14 protein-coding genes are annotated in these 17,696 nt (G+C 42.2%); all 14 read left to right on the forward strand.

From position 1 onward, the window contains the following. Positions 1-83: 83 nt before the first annotated feature. The 14 genes from NSS82_RS07930 to NSS82_RS07995 all read left to right on the forward strand — a co-directional run bounded on the left by NSS82_RS07930 (position 84) and on the right by NSS82_RS07995 (position 17,590). Positions 84-1,598, forward strand: a complete 1,515-nt coding sequence (locus tag NSS82_RS07930) for a spore germination protein (protein WP_076273978.1) — start codon at positions 84-86, stop codon at positions 1,596-1,598. Next, entirely contained in the window at positions 1,595-2,818 is a 1,224-nt protein-coding gene (locus NSS82_RS07935) for a Ger(x)C family spore germination protein (RefSeq protein ID WP_036675890.1), read from the forward strand. Before NSS82_RS07930 ends, NSS82_RS07935 begins: the two co-directional genes overlap by 4 nt. A gap of 6 nt (positions 2,819-2,824) precedes the next feature. Next, positions 2,825-3,055: a hypothetical protein gene (locus tag NSS82_RS07940; RefSeq protein ID WP_036675888.1), complete on the forward strand. Its 231-nt coding sequence runs from the start codon at positions 2,825-2,827 to the stop codon at positions 3,053-3,055. 287 nt (positions 3,056-3,342) lie between these two features. After that, on the forward strand, positions 3,343-4,902 hold the full coding sequence (locus NSS82_RS07945; RefSeq protein WP_036675962.1) for a response regulator transcription factor: 1,560 nt from the start codon (positions 3,343-3,345) through the stop codon (positions 4,900-4,902). After that, positions 4,899-6,689 (forward strand): sensor histidine kinase, encoded by a 1,791-nt coding sequence (locus NSS82_RS07950; protein WP_076273977.1) that lies wholly within the window; start codon positions 4,899-4,901, stop codon positions 6,687-6,689. The genes NSS82_RS07945 and NSS82_RS07950 overlap by 4 nt, the downstream gene beginning before the upstream one ends. Positions 6,690-6,873: 184 nt before the next feature. Beyond that, on the forward strand, positions 6,874-8,175 hold the full coding sequence (locus NSS82_RS07955) for an ABC transporter substrate-binding protein (protein WP_036675885.1): 1,302 nt from the start codon (positions 6,874-6,876) through the stop codon (positions 8,173-8,175). 228 nt (positions 8,176-8,403) lie between these two features. After that, the gene (locus NSS82_RS07960) at positions 8,404-9,216 is read left to right on the forward strand and encodes a carbohydrate ABC transporter permease (RefSeq protein ID WP_235219373.1); all 813 of its coding nucleotides are present in this window, start codon (positions 8,404-8,406) and stop codon (positions 9,214-9,216) included. Beyond that, entirely contained in the window at positions 9,216-10,037 is an 822-nt protein-coding gene (locus tag NSS82_RS07965; RefSeq protein WP_036675882.1) for a carbohydrate ABC transporter permease, read from the forward strand. The genes NSS82_RS07960 and NSS82_RS07965 overlap by 1 nt, the downstream gene beginning before the upstream one ends. 37 nt (positions 10,038-10,074) lie before the next feature. Further along, positions 10,075-13,146, forward strand: a complete 3,072-nt coding sequence (locus tag NSS82_RS07970; RefSeq protein ID WP_076273976.1) for a glycoside hydrolase family 2 TIM barrel-domain containing protein — start codon at positions 10,075-10,077, stop codon at positions 13,144-13,146. Positions 13,147-13,333: 187 nt separating this feature from the next. Further along, positions 13,334-14,044 (forward strand): lantibiotic protection ABC transporter ATP-binding protein, encoded by a 711-nt coding sequence (locus NSS82_RS07975; protein ID WP_076107213.1) that lies wholly within the window; start codon positions 13,334-13,336, stop codon positions 14,042-14,044. Next, the gene (locus tag NSS82_RS07980; protein ID WP_076273975.1) at positions 14,041-14,787 is read left to right on the forward strand and encodes a lantibiotic immunity ABC transporter MutE/EpiE family permease subunit; all 747 of its coding nucleotides are present in this window, start codon (positions 14,041-14,043) and stop codon (positions 14,785-14,787) included. The genes NSS82_RS07975 and NSS82_RS07980 overlap by 4 nt, the downstream gene beginning before the upstream one ends. Before the next feature lie 2 nt (positions 14,788-14,789). Further along, positions 14,790-15,551, forward strand: coding sequence for a lantibiotic immunity ABC transporter MutG family permease subunit (locus tag NSS82_RS07985; RefSeq protein WP_076273974.1), 762 nt, complete (start codon positions 14,790-14,792; stop codon positions 15,549-15,551). Positions 15,552-15,566: 15 nt separating this feature from the next. Then, positions 15,567-16,226 carry a response regulator transcription factor gene (locus NSS82_RS07990; RefSeq protein ID WP_038574204.1) on the forward strand — a complete coding sequence of 220 codons (660 nt, stop codon included), beginning with the start codon at positions 15,567-15,569 and terminating at the stop codon, positions 16,224-16,226. Positions 16,227-16,339: 113 nt separating this feature from the next. After that, complete coding sequence (locus NSS82_RS07995) at positions 16,340-17,590, forward strand: HAMP domain-containing sensor histidine kinase (protein ID WP_178944342.1); 1,251 nt, start codon at positions 16,340-16,342, stop codon at positions 17,588-17,590. Positions 17,591-17,696 lie beyond the last annotated feature (106 nt).

Below are 17,696 nucleotides of genomic sequence, written 5' to 3' on the forward strand. Positions count from 1 at the left end.
CCGATTTTTTAATCCGAAGGAATAATTATCATAATTAACATCAAACTATACTCATCTATCTATGGAGAAGTGGAGGCTGCATCATGAAAGATACGGAGATTGGTACATTATCAAGCCGGTTGGAAGTTAATATTGCTAATTTGTACCAATTGATGGGTGAAAGCTCTGATGTAGTGATAAAAGAGTTGCAGATAGAAGAGAACACTCATATTTCTTTGATTTACATAGATGGTCTTGTGGATACTCAGGTGCTGCATAATTCAATTTTGTATTCCTTGCAGGAACACATTCCTTACGAACAGCTGAGGGGGCTTTCTCCCGAGCAGAAGTTTGAGATCATTAAGAAACAGATATTAATAGCCGGCGATATAGCCGTCATTGACGATTACAGCCAATTTATTCATCATTTATTGTCCGGTAATATAATGCTGCTGCTTGACGGGTTATCCAGCGCTCTGCGGATCGGCTTACCAGGCTGGGAAGATCGTAATGTAGGGGAGCCTAGCTCACAGTCGGTTGTTCGGGGTCCAATGGAAGGATTCACTGAGAATTTACGGACGAATACGGCACTGGTTCGGCGAAAAATCAAAGATAGCCATTTATGGCTGGAAACCGTTCAGATCGGAAGGGTGACTCAAACCAGCGTATCCATTATGTATCTAAGTAACATCGCGAATAAGGAACTGGTGCAAGAGGTAAAGCGCCGTCTGAATAAAATAGATACGGACAGTATTCTCGAGAGTGGATATATTGAGGAGTTTATTCAAGAGACGGCAGTTACACCTTTTCCTACCGTATACAACAGTGATCGTCCGGATACGATTGCAGCGGGTATTTTGGAAGGAAAAGTGGCCATTCTTGTTGATGGAACTCCTTTTGTACTGCTGGTGCCCACATTTTTTGTGGCATTTTTCCAGTCAGCTGAGGATTATTACCAAAGGGCTGATATTGGAACATTGCTGAGATTAGTTCGTTTTATTTCATTTTTTATTACTTTGCTTGCCCCTTCATTGTATGTTGCGATTACTACCTATCACCAGGAGATGATACCGACCAATCTTGTAATCAGTTTAGCTGCCCAGAGGGAGAGTGTTCCTTTTCCTGCTTTTGTTGAGGCGCTGATCATGGAAATGACTTATGAGATTTTGCGGGAAGCCGGGGTGCGGATACCCAAAAATATTGGTCAGGCGATTTCCATTGTCGGAACGTTGGTGATTGGACAAGCCGCGGTAGCAGCGGGTTTTATTTCATCCGCAATGGTCATTATTGTATCGCTAACAGCCATTTCTAGTTTTGTTATTCCGGAGACAGGAATGTCTATAGCTGCGCGGATGATCCGTTTTGTGCTTATAGCTTTGGCCGGATTTATCGGATTATATGGAATTCTCTTCGGTATTTTTATCATCGTATTGCATTTGTCGAGTCTGCGTTCTTTCGGAATGCCTTATATGAGTCCGCTCGGACCGTATAATTCCAAAGATTTAAAAGACTCTATTTTTCGCTTTCCGTGGCCGTTTTTAAAGACAAGGCCTGCTGAGAATAAGACGCAGAACCTGTTTCGTCAAAGCACATCCAGTGATAAGGAACCAACCAGATGAATAAAAAATTAGTTAGAGGCGTTCTTCGATTAATGATAGCTCTCCAATTTACGTTAGTGTTAAGCGGCTGTTGGGAAAGAAATGAGTTGAATGAGATAGCTTTTGTCTTGGGGATAGGGATTGACAAGGCAGAAAAAGGTTATACCGTTTCGATGCAGGTCGTTATTCCATCTGCGATTTCCTCCCAAACGAATGGAGGAGGGGGAGGCAGTGGAGTCCCAGTGGTTGTATATAAATTTACTGTACCTACGTTTTATGATGCGCTGCGTAAGCTGAATCTGGATAGCTCTAGGTCAAGTTATCTCGGTCATATCCGGGTGTTGGTGATTGGGGAGGAGCTTGCCCGCACCGGAGTGGGTGAGATACTCGATGTATTTAAAAGAAGTCGGGAACCCCGGATGGATTTCTACGTTATGGTTGCCAGAGATACAACCGCCAGCAATGTCTTGAATGTCCTTACACCTATGGATAAATTACCAGCGAACAAATTATTTAGCTCCTTGGATAATTCTTATAAAGATTCAGCAAAAACAGTCGCTGTCACGCTGGATGATTTTATTGAGAATTTATTGTCTGAAGGTGAGAATCCTGTGCTAACCGGAGTGAAAATTATAGGAGATCCCAAAGATGGAGAGGACAAAAGCAATGTAGAGCGAACAATGCCTAAGGCAAGATTGGAATACCATACTGTAGCTGTGTTCAAAAAAGACAAGTTGATCGGTTGGCTAAACGAGGGAGAAACGATTGGTTACAATTATATCAACGATAAGGTAACCGCACATTCTGGCTCGATCGCAGGGGAAGACGGAAAGCCCATTGTAATCGAAGCGATCCAGGCTACAACTAAACGTAAAGTGAAAATCATTAATGGGGAGCCGCATATTTACCTTAGTGTTAAGACGCTTTGCAATATTGAAGAAGTGCAAAGTGTAGAAAATTTGGAATCGGAAAGCACTATAAAACGTTTGGAAAAGGAAACAGAGGAGCGGATTATAGAGCGGATGCAAAAAACTGTGGAGCATGTAAATGATCGTTTCAATGTTGATATTATGGGATTCGGACAATCGATCTACCATGCCAGCCCTAAAGCTTGGGCAAAGCTGCAGCAACAAAAGGGTGACGATTACCTTAAATCATTGCCCATCCATTACAAAGCCTCAGCAGTTATTAACCGCGTGGGTCTCACAGATAATTCTTTTCTTGAAAAAATCAAGGAGTGAAGTCAAATGCTAGTACTGTTATTCTTGGTGATTGCTGTAGGTTGTATGGCACTTGATTTGCCTAAATTAATGCGAAAGCGCCGAGTGCGTGATCTTAGCGTATATTTTATTTTTTGGATTTTGGGTCTTGGCGCGACCTTCTGCTCGTTGTTAAAATTGAACATCCCCAGTCCGCTGTTTCTTATTATCTTTATCTATAAGCCAATAAATAATTTATTTGGCTTATTGTTTCATTAACAATGAAGCTGCAATTATCGCGGCTTTTTTTGTTTTATCATGTAGAAGTTCTTGTCCTTAACTTAAGAATATTTCATAGAATGAAAATGAGAGGTTGACCATATTTGTCGGTGGGGCATATGATTTGGAATGAACAATTTTTAAGTAAGCTTACGGCTTTACTTGTATAGGAGCTTGCTCCTTGTTGGATGTATTGTATACTAACGAATAAAAAGAAAACGGTTACAAAGAGATTTTCAATTCAAGGAAAAAGGCATAATCATTCTCAGGGCTGCAAGGGGGAAGAAATGAAACCAATATTCAAAATTATGATTGTTGATGATGAGATGCTTGTAAGACAAGGAATCAAACATCTTTTGGATTGGGAAAATGAAGGGTATCGAATTGTTGGTGAGGCTGCTAACGGTCTTGAAGCACTAAATATGATGGATGAGGTTAATCCTCATGTGATCATTACAGATATTGTTATGCCAATAATGGGCGGGGAGAAACTGGTCAAGATCGTTAAGGAGAAATACCCTCATATTGAAGTAATCGTCTTAAGTAGTTTCAGTGAATATGATTATGTCCGATCCACATTTCAAAGTGGTGTAGCGGACTACATTCTGAAGCCAAAGTTGGAAGCTGATTATCTGTTAACCATCCTAAATAAAACCACTGCTAAATTGGTAGGGATGGAGATGACCGATCAAGGAAAGGATCCTGGGGAAAAGCAAGTTTTGCTAGTTATCGAGAAGCTTATGACCGGATATGAGTCTGGGCTTGAGTCTGCTTTGCTTCATGCAAAGTTTCCACACACACTATTCGCGTTTTTCGGAGCGGATATGAAACATATTAAAGATTCTGGGGATAGGTTAACTTTCACACAAAAAATAGAAAAAGGGCTTAGTAAGCTCCCTTTGGGCGATACAGTGTTTATTCGGCTGAAGTTTGTCAATGATTCGGTTATATATTTGCTTAATGCAAAGCCGGAACAGTGGGACGAGCTTGTTATAGAGCTCCGATATCTAGTCTCGGAGATGGACCATTGGGCGAGAGAAACACATTTCGTTATCAGTCAAAGCTTTACGGATTTTAATAAGCTGGGGGAGATTTATCGAGACAATTATTTAAAGCTTACACGATACAGTTTCTACTTGCCGGATCGAAGCTTAATTGAAAATGATCATTTGCCCAGCCTTCCGAGTGCATATCAGGAATATGATATGGGCGAATTAATGGAACAACTGAAACGTAAGCAATACCAGAAGGCATTCACTGGATTTCTGGAATATGTTCATCTCCGTTCGATGGATTATCGGACCGATATTTTCGAATTCAAATCGTTATTGGGGAATTTTATATTTAACGTAGCGACCACACTTGGAAAAATGAAGTATGAGACCGGAGGCTTGGAGGAATCCAAATACGACTTCTTTCGAAAAATAGATGAAGCGATGTATGCCGGAGATGCAATCGCTGTTGCTGAAGCTTTTATTCGCGAAGCTGAACGTGCGATTGGTGAGACGAACCTAACGATCAATCCCAATATGACCCGCTTGCTTGAATACATTCAGGATCATTACGCTGATCCCATCACGTTGACTGGGGTTGCGCGGCAGTTTCATTTCAACGCTTCTTATTTATCGAGCCATTTCACAGCTCAGAATGGTGAAGGATTTAATGAATATCTGAACAAAGTCCGTTTGGAGAAAGCCATGGAGTTACTCGTGACAACGGAAAAAACAATTTCTGATATTAGCGCTAGTGTGGGCTATTCGGATCAGAGTTATTTCACTAAAGTGTTTAAGAAGCAGGCGGGCATTTCTCCGAGCCAGTACCGAAGACGGGACGTAGAGCGACCATGATTGGAACAATCATCAACAAGATTAGGAAACAGGGCTTATTTCTCAAGCTTTTTCTTGTGACCCTCATAAGCATTGTTGCCGTATCCCTTCTGACTTTGTCTATTACCATCCGTATGTCAGAAAATTTATTCTTAAAGACCTTCAGCATAACGAATGGCAAACTACTGAATCAGATGAAGACAAACTTGGAGTCCTACAACAACGTTGTAGCTACGGGTGCTACAATGACAGCTCAGAATGGTGCCATCCGCAGCTATTTGTCCGGGGGAGAGACGGATTCATTGACGCTTGCTATCAAAACCTACCAGATGACAGAAAGCATGCGTGCAGTCCGCTCCAACCTGAGTGCCTTTGATGTGGGTATTATGATTGTAGGTGCGAATGGCAGAAGTTATTCAACCGATCCTTGGTATTGGTCTGCTACTGCTGATGAACTGAAGAACCACCCGATTACGAAAGCGACAGTGGCCCATCCACAGCAAATTCTGTACCAACTTTATCAAAAAGAGGATGGTCAAACCAAAAAGAAAGAGATCCTGTTAGTGGCTTCTAAAGCTCTATTTGATCATTCGACCGGCCGTATCTATGGCACTATGTACATTGCAATTCGTGATAGCGATTTTAAGGCCTTCTATGCCAATTTTACGAGTGAAGGTAATGATGTTGTTTTGCTGAATGCAAAAGGGCAAATTGTATCCAGCAACAGGACAGAGCTGATTGGGCTGACCGATCAACAGCTGCTTCAAGAAGTAGTTGATGAACAGAGCACAGGAGACAATGGAGAATCTGTCTATGTGATGGGGAATGAACGGGTAGTATTCTCGGAATACTTGCCTGAATTTGATGTTTATTTGGTGAATCTGATCGATAAGAAAGCTGTAACGGGTCAGATGGTAAATGCTAAAGCAGTGTCGTTGACGATCATGGCTATCGTAGCCATTTCGCTTATTATTGTATTTTTAATTACCAGGAAAATGACGAAGTCCCTGCGTGTACTCGTTGAACAGATGTCGAGTATTCCTAAGGGGGGATTTGATAATCATGTGGATGTCGCCACTAGTAGTTATGAAGTTAAGGAGCTAGGAAATGCCTTTAATTTTATGCTTGATTCCCTACATGATTATGTTGATCGGTTGATGGAGACCCAGAAGCAGCAGCGTAATGCGGAGCTGGCCGCCCTTCAAATGCAGATCAATCCACATTTTTTATATAATACGCTGGCTTCTATCAAATTTCTGGTGCAACAGGGCAACAAGGAAAAAGCAGCTGGAACAATAAATTCGCTAATCTCACTCCTGCAAAACACTGTCAGTGATATTCAATCCACTATACCTGTTAGTCAGGAATTAGAATCGCTGAAGCATTATGTGTATATCAATCATGTAAGGTACGGTGAAAAGATCCGCGTGAATTATTTTGTGGAGCCTGAAAGCTTGGATTATCATATGCCAAAGCTAATTCTGCAGCCTTTTATCGAAAACGCGTTCTTTCATGCATTCAATCTTAAAGATGAGGGAAGAATTCTGATCATGATCGCCGTTCAGGAAGATCAGCTTGTATGCGAAGTTGTAGATAATGGTGATGGGATGGACCTTGATCCGAATTTGATGAAAGAAGAACAGCTGCCAGCCTCGAAGCACAAACGACAATTATTCTCCGGGATCGGTATACGGAATGTTGATGACAGAATCAAATTGTTGTACGGAGAGCGCTATGGTATTAACATTACAAGCAAACGAAATGAAGGTACGAAGATCATAATTACGCTTCCATTGTTAAAAAGCTAAAATTTTTACAAGAACCTAAAAATAGTACCAGAGTCGATCTTAGAGTAAAAATAGAATCCAATAATAACACCAAAGCTAACAAAGATACTGCCAAAGAAAGCGAATACAAAATGATAAGATGGAAGCGTAGCAGAGAAAACGCTTCCATCTTTATTATTTTACAGATTATCAAGGGGGTTACGAAGTGAAAAAATTATTATCCGTAATGCTGGCTAGTGTGGTTCTACTTTCGGCATGTTCCTCAGGTGGAACGAAAAACGAAACGAGCAACTCCGGAAGCGAAGGTAGCAGCAAGCCACAAGAGATCACAGTTTGGGCTTGGGACCCAGCGTTTAACATTGCAGCCATGAATGTTGCTAAAGAAGCTTATGCGAAAGTCAATCCAGACGTAACGGTAAACGTCGTTGAGAACGCGCAGGCTGATATCGTGCAAAAGCTGAACACAGGACTGAACTCTGGATCTACGAAGGGTCTTCCTAACATTGTATTGATTGAGGATTACCGTGCGCAAAGCTTTTTGCAAGCGTATCCGGATTCCTTTTATGAATTGACGGATGTTGTAAAAGCTGCTGATTTTGCGGATTACAAAATTGGCCCGACCAGTGTTGACGGCAAGCAATATGGTGTTCCGTTTGATTCTGGTGTAACTGGAATGTATGTACGTACAGACTATCTTGAGCAAGCAGGCTATAGCCTGGATGCACTACAGGATATCGACTGGAAGCAATATATCGAGATCGGTAAAGCTGTAAAAGAAAAAACCGGCAAAAGCATGATCACACTGGATCCCAATGATCTTGGACTTATCCGGGTCATGATTCAATCGGCGGGTGCATGGTATACGGGTGAAGACGGTCAAACTCCGACCATTGCAGACAACGCTGCTTTGAAAGAGGCGCTTGTATTGTACAAAGAAATGATGGATTCCGGCATCGTGAAAGTTAACTCAGACTGGAGTCAATTTGTAGGCGCATTCAATAGTGGTGAAGTGGCTACTGTGCCAACGGGTAACTGGATTACACCTTCAATTAAAGCCGAAGCTTCCCAATCCGGTAAGTGGGCAGTAGCTCCACTTCCTAAGCTGGCAGCCACAGCAGGCTCCGTCCATGCATCCAACCTTGGGGGCAGCTCCTGGTATGTAATGAATGTAGATGGTAAAGAAGCTGCTGCGGAGTTCCTTGCAAAAACATTTGCTTCTGATGCGGAATTGTATCAGACGTTAAATACAAAAGTTGGTGTTATCGGCACTTTAAAAGCTGCGGCAAGCGGAGAAGCTTATTCAGCTGCGGATGAATTTTTCAAAGGTCAAAAGGTCGTATCCGATTTTGCGGCTTGGACCGAACAAATTCCTAACGTCAACTATGGCATGAACACTTACGCAATAGAGGACATTATGGTTGTAGCAGTGCAATCTTATCTTGGTGGAAAAGATGTAGATACTGTTCTGAAGGATGCCCAGAAGCAAGCAGATACCCAAGTTCGCTAATCACACTTAGGCTGTACAATCTAGGCCCTTGCTTCTTCTTCTCCTGTAAATTGGATTTCTACAGAAGGATGGGTAGCAGGGGCTTTCATCTCTAATTTATCAGACAGAAGGGTGTGGAGTGGAGTGGAAACTGTAAAGCCAGGGCTAAGCCCTCAAAGACATAAGAGCACTAAAGGTCAACGGCAAATCCATCTGACAGGCTGGTTATTCGTTCTTGTGCCGGTCATTATGATCAGTATTTTCTATTTTTATCCAATGATTCAAGCCTTAATTCTATCCTTCAAGACAGGCAGAGGCAACAATCTTCAGTTTACCGGCCTTGATAACTATATTCGTCTGTTTAGCGACACCACTTTCCTTACAGCCGTCAAAAACACTTTTATTTACTTGATTATTCAGGTCCCAGTTATGCTGGTGCTGGCGCTCTTTATCGCTGTGCTGCTAAATGACGAAAGACTGAAATTTAAAGGATTTTTCAGAACGGCGATATTTCTGCCAACGGTAACTTCACTTGTAGCGTACTCCGTTGTTTTCAAGTACATGTTTGGAGCCGAAGGTATCGTCAATAAATTTCTGGTGAATCTGCATCTAATCAGCGAACCGATTCAATGGATTACCGATCCCTTCTGGGCCAAAGTTACTATCATTATCGCTATCACTTGGCGCTTTACTGGCTATAATATGATTTTCTATTTGTCCTCACTGCAAAATGTCGACAAATCAATATATGAGGCTGCTCATATAGATGGAGCGAGTGCATTTACACAATTTTTCAAAATTACAATTCCCCTATTGAAGCCGATTATCTTGTTCACGACGATAACATCGACCATTGGAACACTTCAGTTGTTTGACGAGGTGGTTAACATCACGAAAGGTGGACCCGGCAATGCAACCATGTCGATTTCCCAATATATTTATAACCTTTCCTTTGAATACACACCTAACTTTGGATACGCTGCAACCGTCTCCTATTCGATTGTTGTAATGGTGCTCATTCTGACGCTTATTCAGAACAAACTAGGAGGGGATAAGAGATAATGAAAACCAAACGCATGTTTACTTACGTATTTCTAATCATCGCTGCGCTGATCTCTATCTTTCCATTTATCTGGATGGTTATAAGCGCCACGAACCAGTCGGTTGATGTAACCAAAGGGACATTGTTGCCAGGTGCACATTTAGTGGAAAATATAAACAATCTATTTAGTTCAGTGGATATGTGGCAGGCTCTCTGGAACTCTGCAAAAATCTCTGTGGTGACTACTGTGCTTTCACTGCTAGTGGCATCGGCGGCTGGATATGGTTTTGAAATGTACCGCAGCCGGAGTAAAGATATCGTATTCAATATTTTGCTGGCTTCAATGATGATTCCATTTGCGGCGATTATGGTACCTCTATTTCAAATGTTCGCCAAAGTATCTAGTGTAGTGCCGTTTCTCGGTATCGATACAGCATCGGCAGTCATTCTTCCGACATTTACAACAGCATTCCTAATTTTTTTCTTTCGTCAAAGTACAAAAATGTTTCCTAAGGATATGATGGAGGCTGGGCGCATCGATGGGCTTTCGGAATTTGGTCTGTTCTTCCGCATTTATATGCCAACGATGAAATCAACTTACGCCGCCGCTGCGATAATCACATTTTTAAACAGCTGGAACAATTATCTGTGGCCTTTGATCGTATTGCAATCACCAGAAAATATGACTGTGCCCCTTCTTATCTCGAATCTAGGCTCAGGTTATGCCCCTGACTATGGTCTGATCATGTCAGCGATTGTCATTACGACCTTGCCGACAGCATTAGTGTTTTTCATGATGCAAAAGCAATTTGTGGCTGGGATGACGGGTTCGGTTAAATAAGTTAGCGTTCATGTGAAGAATAGAGGAGGAAGTATAGATGAAGCAGCAGGTTGAACGAAACCTCACTCCAAGTCTGGAATGGTTATCAGACCCGTCCATTTATGCAATAGGCAGAGTGCACGCGCATTCTGACCATCGATATTACCAAACGAAAAATGAAGCCGAAGCGCTTGGAGAAATGCCCTGGCGCCATAGCCTGAACGGCAGCTGGAAATTTGGTTATGCCCAAAATGCCATGGAACGACAGGTTCATTTTTATAAGGAGGACGTGTCTTGCAGAGGCTGGAAGGATATTAAAGTTCCCGGTCATATCCAACTTCAGGGTTATGGGCAGCCTCAGTACGTGAATACGATGTATCCATGGGACGGTCATGAGCATCTTAGACCTCCGATGATCTCTGAGGACCACAATCCTGTAGGCAGCTATGTCAAATATTTTGAAGTTCCTGCGGGCTGGGAGCAACGTCCGGTGTATATATCTTTTCAAGGAGTTGAATCGGCTTTTTATATATGGCTAAACGGGGAGTTTGTTGGCTATAGCGAAGATAGCTTTACACCGAGTGAATTTGATTTAACATCGTACTTGACGGAAGGCGAAAATAAGCTGGCGGTTGAAGTCTATCAGCGCAGCACGGGGAGTTGGTTGGAGGATCAGGACTTCTGGCGTTTTTCGGGAATCTTTCGTGAGGTGTATCTATACACCGTGCCGGATGTTCATGTGCGGGATCTCCACGTTCAAACCGATTTGGATGAAAAGTTTGAGCAAGGAACGCTGACGGCTGAATTGCAGTTGCTGGGTAAACCTGCCTCAAAAGTGCTCCTTGAGCTTAAGGATAGAGCAGGAAATCTTGTGGCTAGTACTGAAAGTGAAGTTTCAGGAGATTCCCTTTCGCTTACGCTTGCGGCAACAAAGGTGCAGCTGTGGAGCGCAGAAGCTCCTAATCTGTATACCCTTTACGTATCAGTTTACAACGCATCCGGGGATCTTGTAGAAGTTGTGCCGCAAAAAATTGGTTTTCGGAAATTCGAAATGATAGATAAGATTATGCACTTGAACGGCAAGCGTATTGTATTTAAAGGCGTTAACCGGCATGAGTTTAATCCGCGCTTTGGACGCAGTATTACAAAAGAAGATATGCTGTGGGACATAAAAACCTTAAAGCAGGCGAACATCAACGCGGTGCGGACCTCGCACTATCCGAATATGACACTGTGGTATGAGTTGTGTGATGAATACGGAGTCTATGTCATTGACGAGATGAATTTAGAGTCGCATGGATCATGGCAGAAAATGGGGGCAGTTGAGCCGTCTTGGAACATCCCCGGCAATAAGCCTGAATGGCAGGATATCGTGATGGATCGTGCGATTTCCATGGTGGAGAGAGACAAAAATCATCCCTCCATTCTAATTTGGTCCTGTGGGAACGAATCTTTTGCAGGAGAAGTAATTCTGAACGTAGCCAATTATTTTCGAGAGAAGGATCCTACTCGTTTGGTTCATTATGAAGGGGTGTTCCATAACCGTGAATATGATGATTCGAGCGATATGGAGAGCCGGATGTATGCGAAAGCAGCAGATATCGAAAGGTATTTAACAGAAGATCCGTTAAAGCCATATATTAGTTGTGAATACATGCATGCGATGGGCAATTCCGTCGGGGGGTTGCATAAATACACAGAGCTAGAGCAGAAGTATCCAATGTATCAGGGTGGATTTATCTGGGATTATATGGATCAGGTGATTGTGAAAAATGATCGATACGGTAAGCCCTTCATGGCTTATGGAGGAGACTTCGATGACCGTTCAACCGATTACAACTTCTCTGGTAACGGAATTGTGTATGCGGATCGGAGATGGTCGCCAAAAATGCAGGAAGTGAAATTTCTGTATCAGAACTTCAAGCTGCTCCCGGACAGTCAGGGTTTTACAATCAGAAATGAAAACTTATTTGTGGGCTTGGATGCTTATGAATTACAATACGCTCTGAACTATGAGGGTAGGGTCATCCAGCGTGGAACTGTCTTCGCTCAGGTTAATCCGGGCGAGGAAAAATATGTAGAAGTTGATCTACCCGATATTAAGAATCAGCCTGGCGAGTATAGCTTGGATGTTTCACTTGTCCTGAAGGAAGATTCTTTATGGGCGAATAGCGGTTATGAAATCGCTTTTGGCCAGCATGTTTTTCAAGTGGCAAATACGTCAGCCGAGGAGTCTTTAACAGATGCTAAGATAACATCTGTCGTGAATGATTTTCGCGTGGTTGAAGGAGATGTGAATATTGGCGTACATGGTCGTGACTTCTCCGTAATGTTCTCAAAGCAGGCGGGTACATTAATTTCTGTTAAATATTCAGGGCAGGAAATGATCTCTTCACCGCCGGCACCGCTCTTCTGGAGAGCAATGACAGACAATGACAAGGGGGCAGGAATGCATTTTGACTCTTCCCCTTGGTATGCAGCAAGCTTGACCCGTAGAACGTTAAGCTTCGAGCTCGTGGAGGAGAAGGACCGTGCGACGGTGACTTACGTGTACAAGCTTAGGGTATCAGAGGGAGTACGGGTAAGTGTAACTTACACAGTGTTCTCCGATGGAAGCATAAAGGTGAAATCAAGCTACCATGGAGCAGCGGGTTTACCAAAGCTTCCGCTCTTCGCTTTAAGCTTTAAGGTGCCAGCGGATTATCATCAGCTGAATTGGTATGCAAATGGGCCGGAAGAAAATTATATCGACCGTGCGTGTGGGGCGAGATTGTGTCGCTTCCAGAATCATGCGATGGATAATGTGTCGTCCTATTTGGTGCCGCAGGAATCGGGTAACCGCACAGGTGTGCGCGAAGTATCCATAATGAATGATTATGGCCAAGGCATTATAATATCTGCACCAGCTGCAGCCCCTGTTGAAGCCAATATCTCGCCTTACTCGGCAATGGAGCTGGAGAATGCGACACATCATTATGAGCTGCCGAACGTTCACTATACCGTTGTTACCATTGCTGGACGTCAAATGGGCGTAGGCGGGGATGACAGCTGGGGAGCTCCAGTTCTTGATGAATATCAAATCAATCCATCCTTAGATATGGATTTTGAATTTACAATTCGCAGAGCATGATTTTTTTGCAATATTTGAAGTTCATGTATTAGATGATAAATATTCCAGGCTCGGTTCAACGTTAAATTTGAACCGAGCTTTTTTATGCTCGTTATAATCCCGTATAATTTGAGCTCAGTAAAACCTTATAAAGTCCTTAGATTTGCTATATATGATCAACGTATAGCAAATGAGAGGATGATAAAGGATGGGAGAGTATATTTTACAAACTAATAATTTATGCAAGAATTTCAGGGGGCAGCGTGCGGTTAACGATATCAGCATAACCGTAAAAACTAATTCGATTTATGGACTGTTAGGCCCAAACGGCGCAGGTAAATCGACGACTCTAAAAATGATAACAGGAATACTTCGAGCGACGTCAGGACAAATTTTATTTGACGGTCATCCATGGACACGTAAGGATTTACTACACATTGGAGCGCTGATTGAGTCCCCGCCACTTTATGGGAATCTGACTGCTGTCCAAAATTTGAAGGTACACACGACAATATTAAACTTACCGGATTCTCGGATTCGGGAAGTTCTTGAAATTGTTGATTTAACAACAACAGGCAAAAAAAGAGCGGGACAATTCTCTATGGGCATGAAGCAACGTCTCGGGATTGCGATCGCTTTGTTAAATCAACCTAGACTCTTGATTCTGGATGAACCGACAAATGGGCTTGACCCGATTGGAATTCAGGAATTACGTAAGCTTATACGCTCATTTCCTGCACAAGGGATTACAGTTATTTTATCGAGTCATATTCTTCATGAGGTGGAGCAAATTGCCGATCATATTGGAATCATTAGTAATGGTGTTCTAGGGTATCAGAATGCAATATTTCCTGGTGATGATTTGGAGAAATTGTTCATGGAAGTCGTGAGTCGGAACAGACAGGAGGTAACCAGATGATCCACTATCTTTTATCCGACAATATTAAATTCAAACGAACATTTTCGCGAAAATTGATTGTCGTGGTGCCACTGTTTTTTCTTCTATTTTCATTTTTTACACAACAGAACCTGCAAACTGAAGACCACTATTTTATGGAAATGGTCTTTAATTGGTGGCCGCTGTTATTCATGACCATAGGATCTGCTTTGTTGTCTACACTATCGAATAACAAGGATCGTAAGGCTGGAGGATACCGCAGCTTAAGCAGTCACGGAATTAGCATCGTTAAACTTTGGCTCAGTAAAATTATTGTGGTGTCATATTATTTGCTGTTGTCTTCGCTGCTCCTTATTGCAGTAATGTACCTATCTGGTCATTTGTTTCCTTTGGGTGCAGCACCCTTATCTGAAATTACAACAGCCGCTATGGTTGTTTGGTTGACCTCTTTGGGGATGATTCCAATCTATCTATTCTTAGCTGAACAATTTGGGTCTGTAGTATCTATTCTTGCAGGTCTGTTTGGGATGATTGTGAGTGTACTAGCAGCGGATCAACCTTCATGGATTTATGTTCCGTGGAGTTGGGCTTTAAGGTTAATGTGTCCCATTGTTGGTGTACGTCCAAATGGTGTGGCTCTTTCAGCACAGGATGCTCTAAGAGACTCTTCGGTTATTTTACCTGGAATTGTGGTGTCGCTTGTATTCTTTTTGGTAACCCTCACCTTAACTAGCTGCTGGTTTAGTAGAAGAGAGGTGCGATAGAGATGGTGATACTCCGGCTATTACAAGCTGAATGGTTGATGACTAAGCACACTGCAATTCGTTGGTTGATATTCCTTGTTCCTGTTCTATATCCGATGATGGTACTTTGGTATTTTTCACAGCGTGCGGATCAGTTTCACATCTATGATGGTTATTTTTCATTAATAGCCTTTGGGTTGCCTGTTGGGATAGGATTATTCTCTGCTTTAATGAGTGGTTTAGAGGAGGGGGCAGGGGGATTCTATAATCTATTAAGTGCTCTTTCACGTCCGAAGTGTTATATAAGAAAACTCGGGTTCATAATCTTGGCGATGATATGGATCGTATTCGGTTCAACATCAATTCTAATACTGGGCATGAAACAAATTTTGCATATAGAGCAGATACAATATCTAATATTCTGGCAAGGAGCTTGTTGGGTAGTAGGCACTGCTCTAATCTTAATGATCTTTCATCTCATCTTAAGTTATGCTGGAGGTTTGGGACTTTCTCTAACGGTGGGTAGTGCAGGTACGCTAATTGCAGCCATCGTAGGTGGAACAATTGTAGGAGATAAAGTGTGGTTATACATACCGTGGGCCTGGTCGATGCGGATGATTCAACTTCCCTTGTTTTATGCACAACCCAACGGGTTCATTGAAACGGAAGTATTGAAGCTGCAACTTCTTCATTCCGTACCTGCTATACTTATTAGTACAATGATAATGACAATGTTAGGCTTGACATGGTTTCATTACTTTCAGGGTAGGAAATCATATGAATAAATAGGAGTGAGGTCACTGGCTAATATTTTAATAATAGATGATGAACCTGATATTTTGGCGCTAGTAAATAATATTCTTAGCAAAGATCACCATAGGGTTACGGTAAAAACAAGTGCACGACATATGCCTTTGAACGAGTACTCGACATTTGATTTAATCCTGTTGGACGTGATGATGCCAGATATCGATGGTTTTGAGCTCTGTACTCAAATCAGGGATATCGTAGACTGTCCGATTCTGTTTCTTACAGCTAAATCAATGGAGACAGATATTATGTTTGGACTTAGTGTAGGGGCAGATGACTATATCGTGAAGCCTTTTCGCGCAGGCGAGTTGAAGGCTCGGGTTAACGCTCATTTGCGGCGTGAGGATCGAGGGAAAAATCATATGTTAAGCGCATCTGGAGTGAAATTCAATCTCTCGGCAAAGGAGGTTTCTATTGATAAAGAGAAAATAAATCTCACTAAAAGTGAATATCAGATATGTGAATTTCTTGCTAGAAATAAAGGTCAGGTTTTTTCCAAAGAACAAATTTATGAATCGGTTTATGGCTATGACAGAGAAAGCGATAGCTCAACTATTACAGAACATGTAAAAAATATCCGCAGTAAGCTGAGTGCGAGGGAGGTTTCACCGATTGAAACCGTTTGGGGGATAGGTTACAAATGGGTGTGAAACGAATACGGCTCCGTACAGTCTTCATTCAATATTTATTATCATTAGGTGCGTGTACTCTATTATTGGCATTTCTGTGTTTAGGGGTATTTACTCTCTTAATGCAGTATGGAATGATTGTTCCAGCAAACCATACTGAGCAATCCATTGCAAAGTCTTGGGATGTTTTGCAGCGTGCGCCAGAAATTACGCAAGAAATGATCCCTTGGGGAGCGGAACATGCGGTATTGGATCAGCAAAAGAACTATATTTCAGGAAATATTCCTAAAGAACGCGCTCTAGATATATTGCAGAAGAATCAAAGCAGTTGTAATCTCATGGGTACAAACTGCACCGATGTGATTGAGCGGGAGCATGAGGTTATCGTACTGCAATATGCAATCGTACCGCAGTTCACCTCGAATTTTCTGCATAACACGCTGCCTAATCCGCAATTAACGTTATTGCTGTTTTTTGTAGTTCTGATGTTACTGGAAGTTATTCTGATTTCTGGATTTTTCGCTCGAAGACTGAGTCAAAAAATGGCTTCCTTGCAAGAAGCTGCACATCACATTGAAGCTAAGAATTTGGATTTTACTGTCGTGTATTCTGGGGTCAGTGAAATTGATGAGGTGCTATCATCCCTGGAACAGCTGAGAGAGGAATTGAAAAAGTCGCTAGAACAGCAATGGAATTTGGAACAAATGAAAAAAGAGCAGATTTCTGCGCTTGCCCACGACATTAAGACTCCTCTTACGATTATTCAAGGAAATGCAGATTTACTGATAGACTCAGATTTAGCGGAGAATCAGCAAGAATATATAGGGTATATTTCCAAAAATGCGGATCAAATCGAACAATACATGGCAACACTTATTGAGATTTCTAATACGAGGAAACAAATTTCTCCCCGCTCTAAATGGGTTAGAACGGAAGCTTTTATCCAGCAAATTCGTACGCAGTTAGATGCGTTGGTTGTCCCTAAGCATCTTCGGATAGAATTCCACCAGGACAATAATCTGCCCCCTGAGGTGTTGATAGACAATGAACTACTTCATCGGGCTGTGATGAATGTACTCGCTAATGCGGTAGAGTATTCCCCGTATGAGAGTGTGATTTATTTGCAGGTTGAGGCAAAACAAGATTGGTGGAGTATAACGGTAGCAGACAGTGGATCAGGATTTACGAGTGAAGGACTCCAATCTGCAGTTAAGCAGTTTTATCGAGGGGACAGTAGCCGTACCTCCAAAAGTCACTATGGATTGGGACTTTATATTGCCGACACCATTGTCAGGCAGCATCAGGGCAGTCTGCATATTAGCAATTCTCCCCTGACGGGTGGAGGTCAAGTTCGAATCGACGTCCCAGTTCGTGGAGTTAGGTAGAGGTTTATTACACCTCTTAGAATAACATTGGATAAAACTTCTGGTTTATCTGATGAAATTCTAAGGGGTGTATTTTTTATGACGATCAAAACCAAATTCTCAATTG

Origin of the sequence: Paenibacillus sp. FSL H7-0735 (assembly GCF_038008505.1) — a bacterium.
In the GTDB taxonomy this organism is placed as follows: domain Bacteria; phylum Bacillota; class Bacilli; order Paenibacillales; family Paenibacillaceae; genus Paenibacillus_AQ; species Paenibacillus_AQ odorifer.